Here is a 19114-nt window from a genome sequence, read left to right as displayed (position 1 = left end):
TTCCGTGACCTGTTTAGTCGCTTCGATTTTGAACTCTTCGGTGTAACGTTTTGCACTCATTGGTGATCACCTCTTGTTAGGCGTTATTGTAACGCTAACAGGTGTCTACAATACTAGGGCCTTGCCACCCCCTTGTTGTTTAGGGTTGATAATAAATAAGCGATTCTTGGGATACCTGTACCTTTGCTCTTCACCATCTCAATCAGTTGGCTTTGATTACCCCTCGGTTGAAACAGCATGAATGATGAGGTCGCCACTCGTTGCAGGTCGTCAACACCGGCATTAATCAGTGCATCCACCACGTCGCGTGTAAGTCCAAAGCGCAAGACCGCCTCTTGCGGATCAATTCGCGCTAATTCTCGTGCTGCGTGTAGGTACGCCAAATTTAATTGATAGAAGTCTTGTTGATTAGTTGTCATTGACGGACCTCCAGTTCATGTAAAATATTGCGATAAATAGAAAGCACTCTTTGCCCATACCAGCGTGCACGCTCTTCGTTCCAACTGTGATAGCGGCCTATGCCAAGCTCTAAATCGTTTGGTGAAGACTTGATTGCTTCGGCCAAAATACTTGAGCCGACGGTAAGGTTGGTGATGGGGTCTAGCAGTTCCGCCGCTGAGCTCACCCGATGTCCGTGCCAATGCAAATTGATTTGCATTAGGCCAATATCGAGCTGGTATTTTTCACTCTCTTGCAGTGCTTGGTTTAACAGTTGCTCCGCTTCTGTCTGAGATTTGGCGTAAGTTGCATTTGAACCATTTCGAATTGCGTATGGCCATGGACTGGTCATGTTGAGACCGCGATGTGAGGCGGACTCAGCCAAGGCAACGGCGTAGAGCATGACTGGATCAATACCAACGCTTTGTGCTGCTTTTTCCCACTGATGGCCCGGAAACGCATAGACTGAAGTGCTTGCGGACATGGCTATCACTAGGGCAATGGTTTTTGCTTTAATCGTTTTCATTTTTGTCCTCTAGTTGATTATCGTTAAGCATTTTTATGACTTTCGGGCATACTGTTTTTAAAGAAACTGCGCTGAAGTCGACGATGCCTCTCGCGTAAACTTGTGCCGCTTTTGACCAGTCACCCACGGCAACTGGAGCTTGTATATCAAATCCTTTTTGCTGGTTCTGATGATCTGCAATACCCTGTAATAGCCTTGGGTATTCACCCACTTCATCACGCAGCAAGTAAGCCTGGTAGCGTGTTAAAAACTCTTTTTGCTTAAAGGGGTATTCCCTGTCATAAACCTTACAGAGTTCAATCCATCCACCCATATCTGAAATCACGCAGTGGATAAGTGCATCGTCAAACATCACGGATATCCAAGCGCCAACCTGACGAACAGCCTTATCAACTTTGCTCCAAGCTACCATGGCTCTTGAACCCGAGTTGCCGTCGATATGCTTGATGACGTCAGCGGGCTTTGGAAAAAATTGCCCAGTATCCGGTGATTGAATATGCCGAGTCAGACCGATTCGCACTTCTTCAATGCTATAAGCACGAAGGGCTTCAAATGCGATGGATAGCAATTGTGGTGATACGCTTTTGCCATACATGGCCCAAGCAGCTCCCCAAACTTCAGCAAACTCGCGTTTATCAACCTCCTGCACTTGAACGAACCTCCCGAATACCTGGTCCGGCCCAGCTTTCAGCAATGCGGCGATTGCTTTCTTCAATGTTCAATTGGTGATTGCTGCCCTTTAGGCTCGTCGATGATTGCTGTACTTCATCAATGCGAACGTACTCGTCTTCCCATTGCCGGTTTAAAAGCCAGTTATGTGGCATAGGGGTCTTAGTCCGATCTTGATACTGCAATCGGTTGTCTCGTTGCTCTTTCCAGCGTGTTAGCACTTCCAAGGCGAGTTCATGGTCTTCATTGAGGCCCATGCGTAGCCATTCTTCTTTGGCTTTCGCTTTTTTTTCTTTGCGTATTTGTACATCCCAGAAGTCTTCAAACTGTATGTGGTCAACAGTTTTAACTGTTGGTTTATTGCTTCTCTCAGAGTCATCCGACCGTTGAGAGTCCCTTACCGGGTTGCCATCAGGCATAAATAATGATGAAAATTCTTCTGGTAGCCGAGCTTGAAAAGCGGCAAGAGATTTCAAAAGCGATGCCATACCAATGAAGTCGGCAGGTACATCTTTAAGCAACCGAAAGGCTGCTTTACCTTGGTTTGGGTTTTCGATTGGGTTGTGCTTCAGAAAGCTCCGAATCAAAGTCCAACCGGATTCCTCGCAACGAATGAGGAACTGATCTTGTTCTAACTCATTTAGAGCCATGGCAACCTGTTGCTCATCCCAGTTCAAGTCAGAAGCAACGTAACCAATCGGCAATCGAAAGCAGCCAAGCAAATTACAATGTGGGCATGTAAGCAAATACAGTCCTAGCAACTTCGCTGAGTCACTCCAGGACAAAACGTTTTGCTTTAGCCAAAAGCGGGTATAGACCTTGCCATAATCACGCATGGAGGAACTCGCTTTTGTGTTTACGTAAAATGCTGACCATTATTTGCCCTTAATCCTACTGGTTACTAGCTTTCAGCTCGCTTGGGCATTCGGGATAGATGTCCGGTCTTAACTGGGATCGGGTTACCTGTCCTTGCGTAGCTTGCTCGATGGATAAAACGAATTCAGCGGGAACACGCCCTGATTTATTCAACCAAAACCAGACGTTTTGCTGTTTTGAGTTGATGGCTCGTGCTAATGCTGATTGCCCGCCTACCAAGTCAATGGCACGGCGGAGATGTTTTTGTGTCGTGTTGAACACTTCCATACCGTCTCCTGTTACAATAATAACTGTTACAAGATTGAATGTTACAGTTTAAACTGTAGATTAGTCAACAGTTAAAATTGTTGAAAGGCTACAGTTTTATTTGTAGAATACGGGCTTATGAAAACTTTATCCGAACGACTAAACCATGCCTTGCAGCTTACTGGGGTGACTCAGTCTGAGTTGGCTCGTCGCATTGGTATCAAACAGCAGTCGATCAGCCAGATTTGCTCTGGTAAATCGGCTAGGTCTCGTTACACCATGCAGATCGCGGAGGCGCTTCGCGTGAATGCTCATTGGCTCGCCACGGGTGATGGCGAGATTGGCTTGGGGGTCGGTAATGTAGAAGTCGGGCCTAATATTAAGGGAAGAATTCCTCTCATTAACTGGGTTCAGGCCGGTGATTGGACTGAAATAGCGGAGGGATTTGCCCATGAGGATGCTGAGGAGTGGCGTGAAGTCACTGGGAAAGCACATGAGGGTTGTTTCGCACTTCGCGTAAAAGGCGACAGTATGGAAAATCCAAGCGGAAAAAAATCCATACCTGAGGGGGCAGTGATAGTTGTTGATCCTGAGTTACCTTACTCTTCAGGCTCATTGGTTGTTGCGCGTTTGGATGATTCGAAAGAAGCAACCTTTAAGCAGTTGGTCATTGATGGTGAACAGAAGTACCTAAAACCTTTGAACCCCCAATACCCTGCAATACCGATCAACGGCAACTGCACCATCATTGGTGTAGTACGACAAGCTATCATCGATTTTTGGTAGCGAAGGAATTTGTGGTTTAGCCACAGTTGTTCATGAGCTGAAGAAGCAACGATTGCAAACAGCTACAACTGAGCATTGGCGCACGCTGAGAGTAAATGGTAACCGATCAGATAACCATTGATTGTTTATAAAGTCAAGATCAGCGAAAATAGCGGCCAATTACGATTAACACGACGGATTTGACAAGCGAAGAACTGAAAAGAGAGTACTTCCAAAAGTGTGTACAAATCCGTGTACAAACTAAAAGAATTTATACATGGCAAACCAAGATTTTCTTAATGAAATCAATAAGCGAAGGACCTTTGCTATCATCTCCCACCCTGATGCGGGTAAAACCACTATGACCGAAAAGCTATTGCTATTAGGTCAGTTGATTCAGGTTGCTGGTACCGTAAAAGGCCGAGGCAGTGATCGTCACGCGACCTCTGACTGGATGTCGATGGAGCAGGAGCGTGGCATCTCGATCACCTCGTCTGTGATGCAATTCCCATTCCGTGACCGTATCGTTAACCTACTGGATACACCGGGGCACGAGGACTTCTCGGAAGATACCTATCGCACATTGACCGCGGTGGATTCTGCTTTGATGGTGGTTGACGGCGCAAAGGGTGTCGAGGACCGTACCATTAAACTGATGGATGTCTGTCGTCTTCGCGATACTCCTATTTTCTCATTTGTGAATAAGTTAGACCGTGAGATACGTGACCCTATTGAGCTCTTGGATGAGATTGAATCGGTACTAAAAATTGAAGCCGCACCGATTAACTGGCCTATCGGTGCCGGTCAGCGTTTTAAAGGGGTCTACAATCTTTACACGGATCAAATTCACCTGTTCACCAAGGGGCAGGGGCATCTGCTTGCTGAACAGAATATCATTCAAGGCTTGGATAGCGACGAAGCTCGTGAGCTGTTGGGTGCCGATTATGAAGAGTTCTGTGACGAGATCGAACTGGTACAAGGGGCTACCCACCAGTGGGACAAGGAGTCCTACCTAGCGGGTACCATGACTCCGGTATTCTTTGGTACGGCATTAGGTAACTTTGGTGTTCGAGAGATGATGCATGATTTTGTTGATTGGGCTCCTGCCCCTTCTAATCGTGCAACAGAGACACGTGAGGTTCAGGCGGATGAAGATAAATTCACAGGCTTTGTCTTTAAGATCCAAGCGAATATGGATCCAAAGCACCGTGACCGGATTGCCTTCATGCGTATCTGTTCTGGCAAATACACTAAAGGGCTCAAGATGAAACATACGCGCATCGGCAAAGATGTTCGTATCGCAGACGCGGTTACCTTTGTTGCGGGTGATCGCGAGGCGGTGGAAGAGGCTTGGTCTGGTGACATCATCGGATTGCACAACCACGGTACTATTCAAATCGGCGACACCTTTACAGAAGGTGAAGAGCTTAAATTTACCGGCATTCCACACTTTGCTCCTGAACTGTTTAAGCGTGTGCGTCCTACTGATCCACTGAAGATGAAGCAGCTTCAGAAAGGGTTGCAGCAGCTGTCCGAAGAGGGTGCGGTGCAGTTGTTTATGCCACTTCGCAACAACGATCTGATTCTCGGCGCGGTCGGTCAGCTTCAGTTTGACGTGGTCATGTATCGCCTTAAAGATGAGTATAAAGTGGACTGTGTCTATGAGGCGATCAGTGTTGCGACGGCTCGTTGGGTTGAGTGTGCTGACGATAAGATGCTCAATGACTTCCGCAAAAAAGGGTATGACAACCTGGCCGAAGATGGTGCAGGTCTAATGACCTACTTGGCACCGACACGAGTGAACTTAAACCTCACCGAAGAGCGTTGGCCGGATATTCAGTTCCGCGCTACTCGCGAGCACTAACATGCTTTTTGATTCCCATTGCCATCTCGACTTTCCCGAGTTTGCAGTGGGAATCAGCTCTCATCTCGATCAAGCACAGGCAAAGGGTGTAACGGATATTCTGGTACCCGGAGTCACGGCTAGCGATTGGCCTAGAGTGATCCATACCTGTCAGCTTAACCATCCCATTCGGCGTCATCTGGCGCTTGGCTTGCACCCCTGTTTTCTAAAACAGCACGATATTGATCAAGATCTTTTGACCCTAGAGACGCTCCTTAAGCAGAGAGATGACGTTGTTGCGATTGGTGAGTGTGGATTAGACCTTTTTATTGAAGATCCACAATTAGATAGGCAGCAGAAACTCTTTGATGCTCAGTTAGAGTTAGCGGCTGCATTTGAATTGCCGGTTGTGCTTCATGTTCGCCGCTCCGTCGATCTGATTACGCAGCGCTTAAAACGCCACCGTTTACGTAGAGGTGGCGTTGCCCATGCATTCTCGGGTAGCCAGCAGCAAGCGGATAATCTTGTTGCCTTGGGATTTTTGATTGGTGTTGGTGGGGCAGTGACCTATGATCGAGCTAATCGACTCAGAAGGGTCGTCTGTTCACTGCCAGTGACAAGCTTGGCGCTTGAGACGGATGCGCCCGATATGCCGTTAAGCGGTCATCAGGGTAAGCCAAATCACCCGTTTAGGGTTGCAGAAGTGGCTGAAGCAGTCGCCGAGTTACGTGGTGAGTCTACTGAATCTATTGCTCAGCAAACTCATCACAATGTGGCTGCTCTTTTGGGGCTTTAGGTTAGATCTTCGTAAGCGTTTGAAACGTCGAAGCTGACTGGCAAAGAGCGACCTGGAACCTTAATTCCAGAATGAGTGATCTCTAAATCTTCACCAGCAAGCACCGCATAGTCATAACGGTAAGTCGGCCGAGTCGTGCCTTTGAGTGCGGCTTGGTTATACTCATGAGCCTGAGCGACTGTCGCTTCTGAGCGTTTCTGCCACTCAAGCATCTCTGCAGCGCCATAACGTTTTTGAAGCAGGTTAATCGTCTCGGTCGGCGAGATGAGTACCGCAGTCGCGTTGTTGCCACCAAAGCCTTTAGAGTTGATCAACGCGTTAGAAATGAATTGATTACCCACTTCTTTATGCTGAAGAGGTAGCTCAAGATGGCTCTGATGAACGTCGCTAGCTACTGCCTGAGTAGTAACTATGCCGGGGATGACTCCCTGTTCCCAAACACCCAGTGTTGAAACCAGTTGGTCACCACCCGCAGTGCCCTGAGAGTGTCCGAGGTAAGTCTTAACCGCAGTGACCGTCCAATCATTGATGTTGAACGCTTTGCCGACCTCGTTTAATACATGTGATTCAGTCACTCGGTTCTGTGGTGTGCTGGTGCCATGCGCTTGAATCATTGAGTGCTGCTGTAGCGCTTCAGAACCGAGTAGCTTCTCAACCAAAGAGGCCGCTTTGCCCAGGGTTAAGTAGTTACCGACACCGGGTGCTGAGATCGATTTTTTATAACCGTCGGCATGAACATAGACATCAGGCACCGAAGCATAGATCTGAGCGCCGGTCTCGATCGCTAGGCGATCACTCATCAGAACAATAAATTGACTCGATTCACCAATGGTGAAACCGCAGTTGTCCCCAAATGGACGGCAGGCTGAACGGTGGTCTACATCAGCAAGTGAAGCGAGCTTATCCAGTGCCTGAAGCTGTTTGTCTTCAGCCAATGCGCCCATGGCGCGGAACCCTTCAATAACCTCTGGAGTGACCGGGGCGTCAGACCCGCCAACCAGAACAAACTCAGCCTTATTGGTGCGAATCGCTTCAACGGCATTACGCAGGTTGTACAGGAAAGTCGCACAGGCACCGAGCGCGCCGCCGGTCGTGCCAAGGTTGCCAAGCATGTAGGCGTTAACGAAATCAGCCGGCATTTGCGCATAACCCAACGGCATCTGCTTAGAGGTTGTGCGCTTACCAATCGCAGGGTATTTATTGAGACCGCCAAAGCCTAAGTCGTCGAGTTGGCCAATTGAGTTAGAGGCAAATACCGCAATTTGATCAGGAGCCAGAGTATCGAGCAGTTTATCGATATCCAGACCTGTGGAGGCCAGTGCATCAGAGGCTGCATAGATCGCCATTTGCAGTGCGCGCGGATGGTTGCGTGATTGGTATAGAGAACCCGGTTCAAATCCTTCAGGCAACATACCGGCGCTCTGAACAGGCAGTACGCGTGTATCGTTGAAGATTAGGTCGAGCGCACCGGTTAGGGTGACTTCGACCTGGCCTGCCTCGGTATCTGCCAATGTCCAGTTGTCGGGGATGTTGGTCGGAAGATCACGTTTGCGCATAGTGAATTTAATGGATTCACCTGCCGGATGGATCTTTGATGCCTTGTTCATCAGGACACGATTTGCGTCAAAGAATGAACTTGGAATTTTACGGATCAGGGTGGCATCAAGCAGTGCCTGCCGCTCATCTGCATTACTGTTGGTGAGAACGGCGAGATCCTGTAACACATCCTGCTGATCTTTATCAGACAAGGTTTCAAAGATGAGGCGTTTGTAGCCTTGGTTGAATGAGGAGCGACCGGCGGGGCTGATGCCACCAAAACCAACGATGACCGGTAAATGAGACACTGCCTTGCTCCCCATAAATGACACAAAAAATATCAGGAAATTGTAACTTGCAGGTCAGGTTCTGGCTAGACGCTGAGGCGGCAAATGTAAAAAAATGTTAACCCACATGCTCGGTTCGACTTTTGAGGCTACACTGAGCATAGAAAAGGATGAATTTAAGAGATGTAAGAGGAATTTGATGAAAGGTTCAATACTCTCGATAGCGGTATGTTGTGCTCTGGTTGGGTGTCAAACAATTGATCCCTATACACAGCAAACTAAAACAGCCAATGCGACTAGCGGTGCCGGTATTGGCGCAGCAGCGGGTGCTGTACTGGGTGCCATTGTATCTAAAGGTAATCGTGCCGAAGGTGCACTGATTGGTGCAGCCCTAGGTGGTGCTGTTGGTTCAGGTGTCGGTTACTACATGGATCAGCAAGAGATGCTACTGCGTCAAGAGCTTGAAGGGACGGGTGTGCGCGTCGAGCGAGTGGGTGATGAGATTCGCCTGGTTATGCCAAGTAATATCACCTTTGCTGTGGACAATGAGCGTTTTGATAACGCCTTTTATCCGGTTTTGGATTCAGTCGCTAAAGTGTTGGCGAAGTTTGAAAAGACCAGCATTAATGTGGATGGTTACACCGACTCGACTGGGTCATTTGAATACAACCAGATGCTCTCTGAAAGACGTGCGGCTGCTGTTTTTAACTATTTAAGACAGGTAGGTGTGGATGCTCTTCGTATCGCGGCTCGCGGTTTTGGTGAGCGCTATCCGCTGGCTTCTAATGAGACAGAAGAGGGGCGTGCACAGAATCGCCGAGTAGAGATCTGGATTCGTGGTACGGAAATGTAAAAAAGAAGATGGTGCTCGGTTGAGCACCTGGATATAAAAAGATTACTTAGCGCCGGTGACTTCGTTGAACTTGCTCAACTGGTCTGCGCTGGCCTCTTTTTGGTACTTCACTTTCCAATCAGCATAAGGTTCGCCGTAGACAAGCTCTCGCGCTTGCTCATAATCAACGCTCTTGCCGCGCTCTTCAGCCGCTGCAACATACCACTTAGAGAGACAGTTTCGGCAGAAAGAGGCTAGGTTCATCAGGTCGATGTTCTGAACCTCTTTGTGGTTGTCTAAATGCTCCACTAGACGGCGAAATACCGCCGCTTCGATTTCTGTTTTAGTCTGTTGTTCCATCTCGGTTCCTTACTGCATATGCTGATCAAGCTCTTTACAGATCTCACTGGTGAGTTGCTCACAGATTTCTGGATCAGTAATCGGCTGATTGTTGGCATTGGTTAAATAGAAAAAATCCTCAACGCGCTCGGCGATGTTGGCGATCTTGGCGTTGTGAACATTGATCTCAAACTGCGCAAAGATACGTCCGATTCGAGAGAGTAGACCAGGGCGGTCCGCTGTGAATACCTCAAGTACGGTCTGTTTCAGATTGGGATCGGTGTGTACTGAAGCACTGGTTTTGATCGGAAACAGTTTAAGCTGCCTCGGTACTCTTCGATGAATGATGTCAGGGAAGTCTGCGGGATCATCCAGTTCATCGACCAACTGCTGTTGAATCTCTTTTTGGTAGTCTGGATTGTCATTCAATGGCTGATTGTTCTCATCCAGCACCATGTAGATGCTGAGCGTGTAGCCGTTATTGGTTGCCATGATGCGGGCATCTTGAACACTGAGATTTTGCTGGTCTAATGAGGCAACCGTTGCGGCGAAGAGGTTGGTCGTATCTTCAGTAAAGATGAAAATCTCCGTCGCACCCTCATGAGAGCGATAGCTGTGTTGGTGCAGCGTCACAACCGGCAATGGCTGGTTGCCATGTTCAAGTATGGCCTGTGTGTGCCGGGCAACGGCTTGACTGTCGATGCGTAAAAAGTAGTCATCCCCAAAGTGTTGCCACAGATTTTTAACGCGCTCCTCTTTGGCTCCCAATCGCTTAAGGGATTGCAGTGCTTCAAACTGAGTCTGTTCAATCAACTCCTCTTTACCCAGAGGGTTCTCTAGTCCGCGTCGAAGAGCACGCCTGGTTTCGGCATAGAGTTGACGAAGCAGGGTTGCCCGCCAGCTGTTCCAAAGTTCATTATTGGTCGCATTGATGTCAGCGACGGTCATCACATAGAGATAGTCCAGGTGTGTCACATCGCCCACGATGCTAGCAAATTCATGAATGACTTCAGGGTCTGAAAGGTCGCGTCGTTGTGCCGTCATCGACATGATCAGGTGTTTATCCACTAGCCAGGCGACCAGTGCGCTGTCCCATTTTCCTAGGTGGTGTCGTTTACAGAACTCCAGTGCATCGACTGCGCCGAGTTCTGAGTGATCACCTCCGCGACCTTTGGCGATGTCGTGGTACAGGCCGGCCGCGTAAAGCAGCTCAATTTTAGGTAGATTGTTCACTACGCGATGAGCGACAGGGAAGGTTTCACGAAACTCTGTGTGCCGGAACTGACGCATCATCTGAATCACTTTGAGCGTGTGTGCATCAACCGTGTAGATATGGAAAAGATCGTGTTGCATCTGGCCAACAATATTACCGAACTCAGGTAGATAGAGGCCTAAAATGCCGTAACGATTCATTCGCTTCAGCTCTGTCGAGACACGTTCAGGTGAACGCAGTAGCTCCATAAAGAGGCTGGTATTTCGGAGGTCAGACCTGAAATCATCATCGATCAGGTGTTTGTGATCTCGAAGTAATCGAATCGTCGAGGCACGAACACCTTTAATTTCAGGATTCTGTGCCATCAGAACAAACAACTCCATGATGGCAAAAGGGTTCTGCTCAAATACCTTGTTGTGTGCGACGGCCAGAAAATTGTCGCGAACGATAAAGCGTGAGTTTAGCTTCTGTATCTGTTGCTCTACATCGGCTCTAAGAATAACTTCGTCAAAGTATTGCAGTAGCATGCCGTTGAATTCTGACATCGCTTTAACAACACGGTAGTAGCGGCTCATGAACTGTTCAACCGCTAACGAACCTTTGTCATCCGAGTATCCAAAGTACTCAGCCAGAGTGCGCTGGTGATCAAACAGCAGTCTATCTTCACGGCGCTTTGAGTGCATATGCAGGGCATAACGAACTGTCCAGAGGTAGAGTTCACCTTTGTTGAGTGTTTCAAGCTCTGACTCCGTTAAAAAGCCGTGATTGACTAAGTCTCTAATATAGGTGGCACCAAAGTGTCTCTTGGCAACCCAGCCGATGGTTTGAAGATCGCGCAGTCCACCTGGGGAGTTTTTGATGTTAGGTTCAAGATTGTATTCGGTGTTGTTGGTGCCTAGATGCCGTGCTGTCTGCTCCTTCATTTTCGCTTTGAAAAATTCAGAGTCTGTCCAGGCGTCATCCTGAGTGACGCGCTCAAACATTTTTAGTTGCAGGGATGGGTCCCCTGTCAGCGGGCGTGACTCGATCAAGTTGGTGGCGATGGTAATGTCATTACGGCACTCTTGATAGCACTCTTCAATGGTGCGCACACTAGAGCCAATATCCAGGTTGATATCCCAAAGAAGTGTCAAAAAGCCGCTAATGGTCTCCTCGAAACTTTCAGCCTCAACACCATCGATCAAAATCAGAATGTCGACATCGGAGTGGGGGTGTAGCTCCCCTCGGCCATAGCCCCCGACTGCGATCAGCGAGACTTTGGATTCGTCTGGCCAATCGAAATGTTGCCAGGCAACTCGTAAGATTTGGTCAATCACCCAGGCACGACCGTAGATCAACTTGCGAATATCCTCTTTCGCTTTGAAGCTCTCATGCATCGTTTCCGTAGCATGTCTAACTGCGCTTTTCAGGGCAGTGGTCAAGTTGCCATCATTGATCTCTTGTTCGAGCCGTTTGATATCTAAAAACTTCTCGATGCCATTGATGGGGACGGGTGTCAGCTTGATAGCTTGGCTCATCAAATTTAGCCTTTCTCTTCACTACGCAGGGTGAGAATTTCATGGCCATCAGCCGTCACTAAAATCGTGTGTTCATACTGAGCAGAGAGACGACGGTCTGCTGTCTCTACAGTCCAGCCGTCACGCTTGTTTAACTTAACCTGGCGTTTGCCGGCGTTAATCATCGGTTCGATGGTTAGGCACATACCCTCTTCAAGGGTTTCACCAGTTCCTGCTTTGCCGTAGTGGAGGACTTGAGGCTCTTCGTGGAACTCTGCACCGATGCCGTGGCCGCAATACTCGCGAACCACCGAGTAGTGGTTTGCTTCGGCATGTTTCTGAATCACAGCGCCGATATCACCGAGTTTCACACCCGGTTTGACCAGCTCAATACCCATGTTCATACACTCTTGAGTGATCTCGCAGAGGCGTTTTGCATGTGGTGCAACATCACCTACAAAGAACATTTTGCTGGTGTCGCCATGGTACCCATCTTTGATCACGGTAATGTCGATGTTGACAATGTCGCCGTTCTTTAAGGCTTTGTCATTGGGGATGCCGTGACAAACGATTGAATTGACTGATGTACAGATGGATTTAGGAAAACCGTGGTAGTTCAAAGGTGCTGGAATCGCTTGCTGCACATCAATAATGTAGTTGTGACAAATTTGGTCAATCTCATTGGTTGTGATGCCAGGCTTTACATGCTCTTCGATCATCTCAAGAACCTCGGCGGCTAAGCGTCCAGCCACTCGCATCTTTTCGATTTCGTCAGCGGTTTTGATCTTGATGGTCATCGGTGAATCCTTTTTAAATCGGTGATTTGCGCTTCGGAAAATTGAAGGCGTTTTTGATACTGCTTATTGTACAGGAGGTAGTGTTTTGGTCTACCGGAGTTTGCTATGTAATTTTGAAAGCGGATGTCAGGCTGAAAGCCAGACGCCCTAGATCTTTAAGTGGTTTTTAATTGGGTGTCTGGCCTTCAGCCTGACATCCGCTTTAAAAGGTAGGTAGGGAGTAAAATTACTTCTCAAACGTTAGTCTTTATGGTATAAACTGCGCTCCCAAAAATCGTGCTTCGGCACTAAAACTAAAACACACACACTTCGTCACGTTTGTCTGGGTGCCCTAAGGGGTTGATAAATGGGGGGTGTGGAGGTTTAAACCCATAGAGGAAATACCAAATGGCACAAGTAAATATGCGCGATCTGCTTAAAGCAGGTGTTCACTTCGGTCACCAGACTCGTTACTGGAACCCAAAAATGTCGAAGTTCATCTTCGGTGCGCGTAACAAAATTCATATCATCAACCTTGAGCACACTCTGCCAGCTATGAACAACGCACTAGACGTTGTTAAAAACATGGCTTCTAACAAAAACAAAATTCTTTTTGTTGGTACTAAACGTGCAGCAGCTAAGGTTGTTAAAGAAGAAGCATCACGTGCGGGCATGCCTTACGTAAACCACCGTTGGTTGGGTGGCATGCTAACTAACTACAAGACAATCCGTCAGTCGATCCGTCGTCTACGTGATCTTGAAGCTCAAGCACAAGATGGTACTTTCGAGAAATTGACTAAGAAAGAAGCGCTAATGCGTAGCCGAGAAATGGCTAAGCTTGAGCTATCTATCGGCGGTATCAAGGATATGGGCGGTCTTCCAGATGCTCTATTCGTTATCGACGTAGATCACGAGCGCATCGCAATCAACGAAGCTAACAAGCTTGGTATCCCTGTCATCGGTGTTGTTGATACTAACAGCAACCCAGACGGTGTTGACTACGTTATCCCAGGTAACGATGACGCACTACGTGCCATTCAGATCTACGCTCAGTCTGTTGCAGACGCGTGCCTAGAAGGTTCTGATGCAACGGGTGGCGCTGCAAGCGAATTCGTTGAAGTTGAAGAGCAAGCGGCTGAGTAATTCAGTCTTAGGTTTGTAACCTTTAACTTACATACTTTCAAAAGGGGGAGCCAGGCTCCCCTTTTTTAGATTTACCTAACTAATTTCTTAAATGAGGATTGCAAAATGGCAAATATCTCTGCGGCAATGGTAAAAGAGCTGCGTGATCGTACTGGCCTAGGCATGATGGAGTGTAAAAAAGCACTTGCTGAGTCTGGTGGTGATGTTGATAAGGCGATTGAAGATCTACGTAAGTCTTCAGGTCTAAAAGCTGCTAAAAAAGCTGGCCGTACTGCTGCTGACGGTGTTGTTGTGGTTCGTGTTGCTGACGACAACAGCTACGGTGTAATCGTTGAAGTTAACTCTGAAACAGACTTTGTTGCTCGTGACGAAGGTTTCCTTGGTTTTGTTAGCCAGGTAGCTGACAAAGCGTTTGCTGATAAGCAGACAGATGTTGCAGCTCTAATGGCTGGTGACCTTGAGTCGGCTCGTGAAGCGCTAGTTCAAAAGATTGGCGAGAACATTACTGTTCGTCGTATCGCTCTTGTTGAAGGTGCAGTCGTTGCTGGATACGTACACAGCAACAACCGTATCGCTTGTCTTGTCTCTCTTGCAGGTGGTGACACTGAAGTGGCTCGTGACGTTGCTATGCACGTTTCTGCAGCTAACCCTCGTGTGTGTAAGCCTGAAGATATGCCACAGGAAGAGCTTGATCGCGAGAAAGAGATCATCATGGCTCAGCCTGACATGGAAGGTAAGCCACAAGAGATCAAAGAGAAAATGGCAATCGGCCGTGTTAAGAAGTTCCTTTCTGAAAACAGCCTTGTTGAACAGGCGTTCGTTAAGAACCCAGAGACAACTGTCGGCAAACTTATCAAAGATGCTGGTACTGACATCAACGGTTTCACCCGCCTAGAAGTTGGTGAAGGCATTGAAGTTGAGAAGAAAGACTTCGCTCAAGAGGTAGCAGAGCAGCTGCAAGGCTAATTCTGTACTAAACTAGCCCTGCCGACTTGCGGGGCTAGTTGTTTTCGATATACCTTTATCACACTTCTTTTAATCGCCTGCCGGGGGTGCCCATGCCTGTAAACAAGCCTAACTCCAAATATAAGCGAATTCTTCTGAAATTAAGCGGTGAAGCTTTAATGGGAGAAGAGAACTTTGGTATCGATCCAAAAGTTCTTCATCGAATGGCTCTGGAGATCGGTCAGTTAGTGGGTATCGGCGTTCAGGTCGGTCTAGTGATTGGTGGTGGTAACCTGTTTCGCGGCGCTGCGCTAAGTGAAGCAGGATTGGATCGAGTGACTGGCGACCATATGGGTATGCTAGCCACTGTGATGAACGCACTTGCAATGCGTGATGCACTCGAACGCTGTAATATTGCGACGCGAGTGATGTCGGCAATTCCGATGAGCGGCGTTGTGGATCACTATGATCGTCGAAATGCGATGCGTTACCTGTCACAAGGTGATGTGGTGATCTTCTCTGCTGGTACCGGTAACCCTTTCTTTACAACCGACTCTGCTGCCTGTCTGCGCGGCATTGAGATCGAAGCCGATGTGGTACTTAAGGCAACTAAGGTTGACGGCGTCTACACTGCGGATCCTATGAAAGATCCAACGGCTGAGCGCTACGACCGTCTAAGTTTTGATGAGGTGCTTGAGCGTCAGCTGGGTGTGATGGATATGACAGCAATCTGTCTGACCCGTGACCACGATATGCCCGTGCGCGTTTTCAATATGAACAAGCATGGTGCTCTTGTTAACCTAGTTGTAGGTGGCGACGAGGGTACATTGATCGATAGCGGCAGCGCTAACGGAGATAAATAATGATTACTGAGATTGTTCAAGACGCTGATCAGCGTATGTCAAAAAGCGTTGATTCTCTTGTAGAGCAGTTTAAAAAAATTCGAACAGGTCGTGCGACCCCTGCCATTCTTGATTCTGTGATGGTCCACTACTACGGTTCTGATATGCCGATTCAGCAGGTTGCTAACGTGACGGTTGAAGATGCGCGTACACTGTCGATCATCCCATGGGAAAAGAACATGGTTCCTGAGATCGAAAAAGCGATCATGAAATCAGATCTTGGTCTTAACCCAGCGACAGCCGGTGATGTTATTCGCGTGCCAATGCCAGCGCTGACCGAGGAGACTCGTAAGGGCTATATTCGTCAGGCACGTGGCGAAGCTGAGAATGCTCGAGTGGCTGTGCGCAATGTGCGTCGTGATGCTAACGGTGATATTAAAGATCTTTTGAAAGAGAAAGAGATAACAGAGGACGATGCGCGTCGTGGCGAAGATCAGGTTCAAAAAGAGACTGATAAGCACGTTGCTGAGATCGACAAGCTGTTGGCTCAAAAAGAGAAGGATTTGATGGAGATTTAATCCATCAAATTCGCGCACAGCGCATTAGGATACGACCTTTAATGGCCGATAATAACGATAACACCGTCAATACACGTCCTGCTCCACGCCATATTGCCGTCATTATGGATGGCAATAACCGTTGGGCCAAAGAGCGTCGCTTGCCGTCTCTCGCCGGTCATAAAGCGGGCGTCGATAGTGTCCGTGATGTCATTCAAGGCTGTATGGAGTCAGGGGTTGAATCTCTGACTCTTTTTGCCTTCAGTTCTGAGAACTGGCGCCGTCCTGAAAAAGAGGTCCGTGGTCTGATGGATCTCTTCAAGTTTGCCCTCGATCGTGAGGTTAAAAAACTCGTCAAAAATAATATTCGTCTTCGTGTCATTGGTGATAAGTCTGGTTTTTCCGAATCACTACAGCAGCGCATCGAAAAAGGCGAACAAGCGACTGCCCACTGTACTGCGCTTAATCTGAATATTGCAGCTAACTACGGTGGTCAGTGGGATATTGCTCATGCGGTTCAGCAGATTGCTGAGCAGGTCAAGCAGGGCGAGCTAGAACCTACCGATATCAATGCAGATCTTATTTCAAAGCATGTCTCACTGGCCGATCAGCCTCTGCCAGATCTCTGCATCAGAACGGCCGGTGAACAGCGAATCTCTAACTTTTTAATCTGGCAATTCGCTTACACAGAGTTCTACTACAGCGATCTCTACTGGCCAGACTTTAACCGCGAAGAGCTTCTCAAAGCGGTTGATAACTTCCAAACGCGTGAGCGTCGATTTGGCCGAACCAGTGAGCAACTGGAGGCCGAAAGTCATGTTTAAACAGCGCGTCATTACCGCTTCAATTTTGGCGCCATTGGCGCTAGGTTCGGTTTTCCTTCTACCTTTGTCTGGGTTTGCTATCGTTATGGCGCTTGTGATGATGATTGGGGCCTGGGAGTGGGGTAATTTCGCGCTCTATTCACGTCGCATGCGAGCGCTCTTTGTGGCGTTAGTGGGAGTGGTAATCGCAGCGATCTACCCATTTGTTACTGCTTTGACGCTCCCTATATTAGTTGTCGCAGCGCTATTTTGGGTGTTTGCGATTACTCGGGTGGTTCGCTACCCAAAGACCCTAGGTATCGATGGGGCTGTGACTAAGTTGATTACCGGTCTGTTGGTGCTAGTCCCTGCTTGGGTGGCGATGGTGGGTCTGAAAACCCATGAGAGCGCGCATCTATTACTACTGCTGCTGTTTTTGTTGGTTTGGGGTGCTGATATAGGCGCCTACTTTGCCGGTAAGCGCTTTGGTCGAGTTAAGCTTTTACCTAAAGTTAGTCCTGGCAAAACGCGTGAAGGGGTTTATGGTGGTTTGTTAGCAGCCATGATGATCGCTCTTGGATTCTCGATTGTCTTAGGTCTCTCTTCTACTTCTATTATTCTGCTGATGGCGCTCTCTGCTTTGGTGGTGGTTGTCTCTGTATTTGGCGATCTGTTTGAGAGCATGTTTAAGCGTGAACGTGGTATCAAAGACAGTGGTGTGATCCTGCCAGGTCATGGTGGCGTACTGGATCGTGTCGACAGTCTTACGGCTGCTGCACCGCTGTTTTTGTTAGGAATTCAACTGCTTCCGATTCTTTAAGGGTAAGTGATGGATTTTATCCAAACGGTTCTCTCTCTTCTTATAACACTTGGCATACTGGTCACAATTCACGAGTGGGGTCACTACTGGGTAGCTCGTCGTTGTGGCGTTAAGGTACTGCGCTTCTCTGTCGGCTTTGGTAAACCTATCTGGATGCGTAAGGGCAAAGATGGCACTGAGTATGCTGTCGCCTCCATCCCTTTAGGTGGCTATGTTCGAATGCTCGATGAGCGTGAAGGACCGGTTCCAGATGAGCTCAAATCTCAAGCGTTCAACAACAAAAGCGTCTATCAGCGAATCGCGATCGTTGCAGCAGGCCCGTTTGTTAATTTGATCTTTGCCCTCTTTGCGTATTGGTTCCTATTCATATGGGGGGTGACGGTTGTAAAACCTGTCGTTGGCGCCGTTGCACCTGACTCGCTTGCAGAGCAAGCTGGTCTTCAGCCCAATTATGAGATCGCTGAGATTGACGGGCGAGAAGTGCTCTCATGGGAGGAGATCAATTTAGCGTTGGCAGCACGAGTGGGTGAGACAGGTGTATTAACTCTTCGTGCAGGTGAACCTAATTCTGGTTGGTTAAGAAACTACTCGGCTGATCTGCAAACTTGGGATGTTGATCTAGAGACCACTTCGCCACTTCGAGCCTTTGGCTTGTCACCCTGGCAGCCAGAAGTGCCTGCCGTTATAGGTCAAATCTCTCCTGATGGCCCAGCTTATAAAGCAGGTCTGCAAGAGGGCGATAGGGTCGTCAGCATTGACGATACGCCTATCGATAACTGGATGGCTTTGGTTGGCAAAGTGCAAGCTTCTTACGATACCGATCTTCGATTTGAAATTGTTCGTGATGAACAGTCCGAAGAGGTGATTGTAAGACCCGGCCTAAGACCCGGCAGTGATGCCTTAGTTGGCTATATCGGTGCCGGCGTTGTCGTCCCTCAGTGGCCAGAGGATATGTTAAGGGATCTCTCTCAGGGGCCGGTGGATGCTCTAGTGAGTGCCTACGAAAAGACCGTTCAGATGATTGGACTGACGCTGGACTCGATCAAGAAGATGATCGTTGGTGTCATTTCAGTGAAAAATCTGAGTGGCCCAATTACGATCGCTAAGGTGGCCGGCGCTTCGGCATCATCAGGGTTGGAATCCTTTATCAGTTTTTTGGCCTATCTCAGCATCAGTTTGGGTGTGCTAAATCTTTTACCAATTCCGATGCTAGATGGCGGTCATTTAGTGTACTATTTTGTAGAACTGATTCGAGGTCGTCCTGTCAGCGAGCGTACCCAAGCTTTCGGAATGAGGTTGGGTATGGCGCTGTTGTTTAGTTTGATGGCCATTGCATTTTTTAACGATTTAGCGCGTCTTTAAGCGT

General features: G+C 48.2%; 20 protein-coding genes. 11 read left to right on the top strand and 9 right to left on the bottom strand.

Translation table 11 applies throughout. The features are described from left to right. Positions 1-113 precede the first annotated feature (113 nt). Genes XMM383_RS11240 through XMM383_RS11220 form a run of 5 tightly spaced genes read right to left on the bottom strand, consistent with a single transcriptional unit; the run spans position 114 to position 2776 of the window. The gene (locus tag XMM383_RS11240; protein ID WP_173494800.1) at positions 114-419 is read right to left on the bottom strand and encodes a flagellar transcriptional regulator FlhD; all 306 of its coding nucleotides are present in this window, start codon (positions 417-419) and stop codon (positions 114-116) included. Continuing rightward, positions 416-964, bottom strand: a complete 549-nt coding sequence (locus XMM383_RS11235) for a lytic transglycosylase domain-containing protein (protein WP_173494801.1) — start codon at positions 962-964, stop codon at positions 416-418. The genes XMM383_RS11240 and XMM383_RS11235 overlap by 4 nt, the downstream gene beginning before the upstream one ends. Continuing rightward, a complete protein-coding gene (locus XMM383_RS11230; RefSeq protein ID WP_371744242.1) occupies positions 951-1613 on the bottom strand; it encodes a DUF6475 domain-containing protein in 663 nt (220 codons plus the stop codon). Before XMM383_RS11230 ends, XMM383_RS11235 begins: the two co-directional genes overlap by 14 nt. Then, on the bottom strand, positions 1600-2469 hold the full coding sequence (locus XMM383_RS11225) for a hypothetical protein (protein ID WP_021734308.1): 870 nt from the start codon (positions 2467-2469) through the stop codon (positions 1600-1602). The genes XMM383_RS11230 and XMM383_RS11225 overlap by 14 nt, the downstream gene beginning before the upstream one ends. Before the next feature lie 55 nt (positions 2470-2524). Beyond that, on the bottom strand, positions 2525-2776 hold the full coding sequence (locus tag XMM383_RS11220; RefSeq protein ID WP_173494802.1) for a helix-turn-helix domain-containing protein: 252 nt from the start codon (positions 2774-2776) through the stop codon (positions 2525-2527). Between the two features lie 117 nt (positions 2777-2893). Between XMM383_RS11220 and XMM383_RS11215 the strand changes: the two genes are divergently transcribed. The 3 genes from XMM383_RS11215 to XMM383_RS11205 all read left to right on the top strand — a co-directional run bounded on the left by XMM383_RS11215 (position 2894) and on the right by XMM383_RS11205 (position 6159). Continuing rightward, on the top strand, positions 2894-3541 hold the full coding sequence (locus XMM383_RS11215; RefSeq protein WP_173494803.1) for a LexA family transcriptional regulator: 648 nt from the start codon (positions 2894-2896) through the stop codon (positions 3539-3541). A 256-nt stretch (positions 3542-3797) separates the two neighbouring features. Next, positions 3798-5384 (top strand): peptide chain release factor 3, encoded by a 1587-nt coding sequence (locus XMM383_RS11210; protein ID WP_173494804.1) that lies wholly within the window; start codon positions 3798-3800, stop codon positions 5382-5384. Between the two features lies 1 nt (position 5385). Next, entirely contained in the window at positions 5386-6159 is a 774-nt protein-coding gene (locus XMM383_RS11205) for a TatD family hydrolase (protein WP_173494805.1), read from the top strand. Here XMM383_RS11205 and XMM383_RS11200 read toward each other — a convergent pair. Continuing rightward, positions 6156-8003, bottom strand: coding sequence for a beta-ketoacyl synthase (locus XMM383_RS11200; RefSeq protein WP_173494806.1), 1848 nt, complete (start codon positions 8001-8003; stop codon positions 6156-6158). The two genes, XMM383_RS11205 and XMM383_RS11200, sit on opposite strands and share 4 nt — an antisense overlap. Positions 8004-8181: 178 nt before the next feature. Between XMM383_RS11200 and XMM383_RS11195 the strand changes: the two genes are divergently transcribed. Then, positions 8182-8835, top strand: coding sequence for an OmpA family protein (locus XMM383_RS11195; RefSeq protein WP_173494807.1), 654 nt, complete (start codon positions 8182-8184; stop codon positions 8833-8835). A gap of 42 nt (positions 8836-8877) precedes the next feature. Here XMM383_RS11195 and XMM383_RS11190 read toward each other — a convergent pair whose 3' ends face one another. From XMM383_RS11190 to map, 3 genes are read right to left on the bottom strand one after another with little or no spacing between them, the layout of a single operon-like run. Beyond that, the gene (locus tag XMM383_RS11190; RefSeq protein ID WP_173481459.1) at positions 8878-9174 is read right to left on the bottom strand and encodes a DUF1244 domain-containing protein; all 297 of its coding nucleotides are present in this window, start codon (positions 9172-9174) and stop codon (positions 8878-8880) included. Positions 9175-9183: 9 nt separating this feature from the next. Next, entirely contained in the window at positions 9184-11883 is a 2700-nt protein-coding gene (locus XMM383_RS11185) for a [protein-PII] uridylyltransferase (protein WP_173483423.1), read from the bottom strand. A gap of 5 nt (positions 11884-11888) precedes the next feature. Then, positions 11889-12659 (bottom strand): type I methionyl aminopeptidase, encoded by a 771-nt coding sequence (gene map, locus XMM383_RS11180; protein WP_173481457.1) that lies wholly within the window; start codon positions 12657-12659, stop codon positions 11889-11891. A gap of 387 nt (positions 12660-13046) precedes the next feature. Between map and rpsB the strand changes: the two genes are divergently transcribed. The 7 genes from rpsB (at position 13047) to rseP (ending at position 19110) form a co-directional block, all read left to right on the top strand. Further along, positions 13047-13781, top strand: a complete 735-nt coding sequence (gene rpsB / locus XMM383_RS11175) for a 30S ribosomal protein S2 (RefSeq protein ID WP_173481456.1) — start codon at positions 13047-13049, stop codon at positions 13779-13781. A gap of 105 nt (positions 13782-13886) precedes the next feature. Then, positions 13887-14747, top strand: coding sequence for a translation elongation factor Ts (tsf, locus tag XMM383_RS11170; protein WP_173481455.1), 861 nt, complete (start codon positions 13887-13889; stop codon positions 14745-14747). Positions 14748-14839: 92 nt separating this feature from the next. Next, a complete protein-coding gene (pyrH, locus tag XMM383_RS11165) occupies positions 14840-15589 on the top strand; it encodes a UMP kinase (RefSeq protein ID WP_173481454.1) in 750 nt (249 codons plus the stop codon). Continuing rightward, positions 15589-16146, top strand: coding sequence for a ribosome recycling factor (frr, locus tag XMM383_RS11160; RefSeq protein WP_173481453.1), 558 nt, complete (start codon positions 15589-15591; stop codon positions 16144-16146). The genes pyrH and frr overlap by 1 nt, the downstream gene beginning before the upstream one ends. Before the next feature lie 41 nt (positions 16147-16187). Then, on the top strand, positions 16188-16949 hold the full coding sequence (locus XMM383_RS11155) for an isoprenyl transferase (protein WP_173481452.1): 762 nt from the start codon (positions 16188-16190) through the stop codon (positions 16947-16949). Further along, entirely contained in the window at positions 16942-17748 is an 807-nt protein-coding gene (locus XMM383_RS11150; protein ID WP_173488750.1) for a phosphatidate cytidylyltransferase, read from the top strand. The genes XMM383_RS11155 and XMM383_RS11150 overlap by 8 nt, the downstream gene beginning before the upstream one ends. 9 nt (positions 17749-17757) lie before the next feature. Then, positions 17758-19110: an RIP metalloprotease RseP gene (gene rseP / locus XMM383_RS11145; RefSeq protein ID WP_173494808.1), complete on the top strand. Its 1353-nt coding sequence runs from the start codon at positions 17758-17760 to the stop codon at positions 19108-19110. The last annotated feature ends 4 nt before the right edge of the window (positions 19111-19114 follow it).

Origin of the sequence: Marinobacterium sp. xm-m-383, assembly GCF_013283255.1 — a bacterium.
Lineage (GTDB): Bacteria > Pseudomonadota > Gammaproteobacteria > Pseudomonadales > Balneatricaceae > Marinobacterium_E.
This window is presented reverse-complemented; position numbering and strand designations above follow the sequence as displayed.

Coding starts and splice junctions, on each gene's coding strand:
- XMM383_RS11185 (WP_173483423.1), bottom strand. CDS start 11,883: ATGAGCCAAGCTATCAAGCTGACACCCGTCCCCATCAATGGCATCGAG.
- XMM383_RS11190 (WP_173481459.1), bottom strand. CDS start 9,174: ATGGAACAACAGACTAAAACAGAAATCGAAGCGGCGGTATTTCGCCGT.
- XMM383_RS11220 (WP_173494802.1), bottom strand. CDS start 2,776: ATGGAAGTGTTCAACACGACACAAAAACATCTCCGCCGTGCCATTGAC.
- XMM383_RS11195 (WP_173494807.1), top strand. CDS start 8,182: ATGAAAGGTTCAATACTCTCGATAGCGGTATGTTGTGCTCTGGTTGGG.
- XMM383_RS11210 (WP_173494804.1), top strand. CDS start 3,798: ATGGCAAACCAAGATTTTCTTAATGAAATCAATAAGCGAAGGACCTTT.
- rseP (WP_173494808.1), top strand. CDS start 17,758: ATGGATTTTATCCAAACGGTTCTCTCTCTTCTTATAACACTTGGCATA.
- rpsB (WP_173481456.1), top strand. CDS start 13,047: ATGGCACAAGTAAATATGCGCGATCTGCTTAAAGCAGGTGTTCACTTC.
- XMM383_RS11235 (WP_173494801.1), bottom strand. CDS start 964: ATGAAAACGATTAAAGCAAAAACCATTGCCCTAGTGATAGCCATGTCC.
- map (WP_173481457.1), bottom strand. CDS start 12,659: ATGACCATCAAGATCAAAACCGCTGACGAAATCGAAAAGATGCGAGTG.
- XMM383_RS11155 (WP_173481452.1), top strand. CDS start 16,188: ATGGCCGATAATAACGATAACACCGTCAATACACGTCCTGCTCCACGC.
- XMM383_RS11205 (WP_173494805.1), top strand. CDS start 5,386: ATGCTTTTTGATTCCCATTGCCATCTCGACTTTCCCGAGTTTGCAGTG.
- pyrH (WP_173481454.1), top strand. CDS start 14,840: ATGCCTGTAAACAAGCCTAACTCCAAATATAAGCGAATTCTTCTGAAA.
- frr (WP_173481453.1), top strand. CDS start 15,589: ATGATTACTGAGATTGTTCAAGACGCTGATCAGCGTATGTCAAAAAGC.
- XMM383_RS11225 (WP_021734308.1), bottom strand. CDS start 2,469: ATGCGTGATTATGGCAAGGTCTATACCCGCTTTTGGCTAAAGCAAAAC.
- XMM383_RS11215 (WP_173494803.1), top strand. CDS start 2,894: ATGAAAACTTTATCCGAACGACTAAACCATGCCTTGCAGCTTACTGGG.
- XMM383_RS11150 (WP_173488750.1), top strand. CDS start 16,942: ATGTTTAAACAGCGCGTCATTACCGCTTCAATTTTGGCGCCATTGGCG.
- tsf (WP_173481455.1), top strand. CDS start 13,887: ATGGCAAATATCTCTGCGGCAATGGTAAAAGAGCTGCGTGATCGTACT.
- XMM383_RS11240 (WP_173494800.1), bottom strand. CDS start 419: ATGACAACTAATCAACAAGACTTCTATCAATTAAATTTGGCGTACCTA.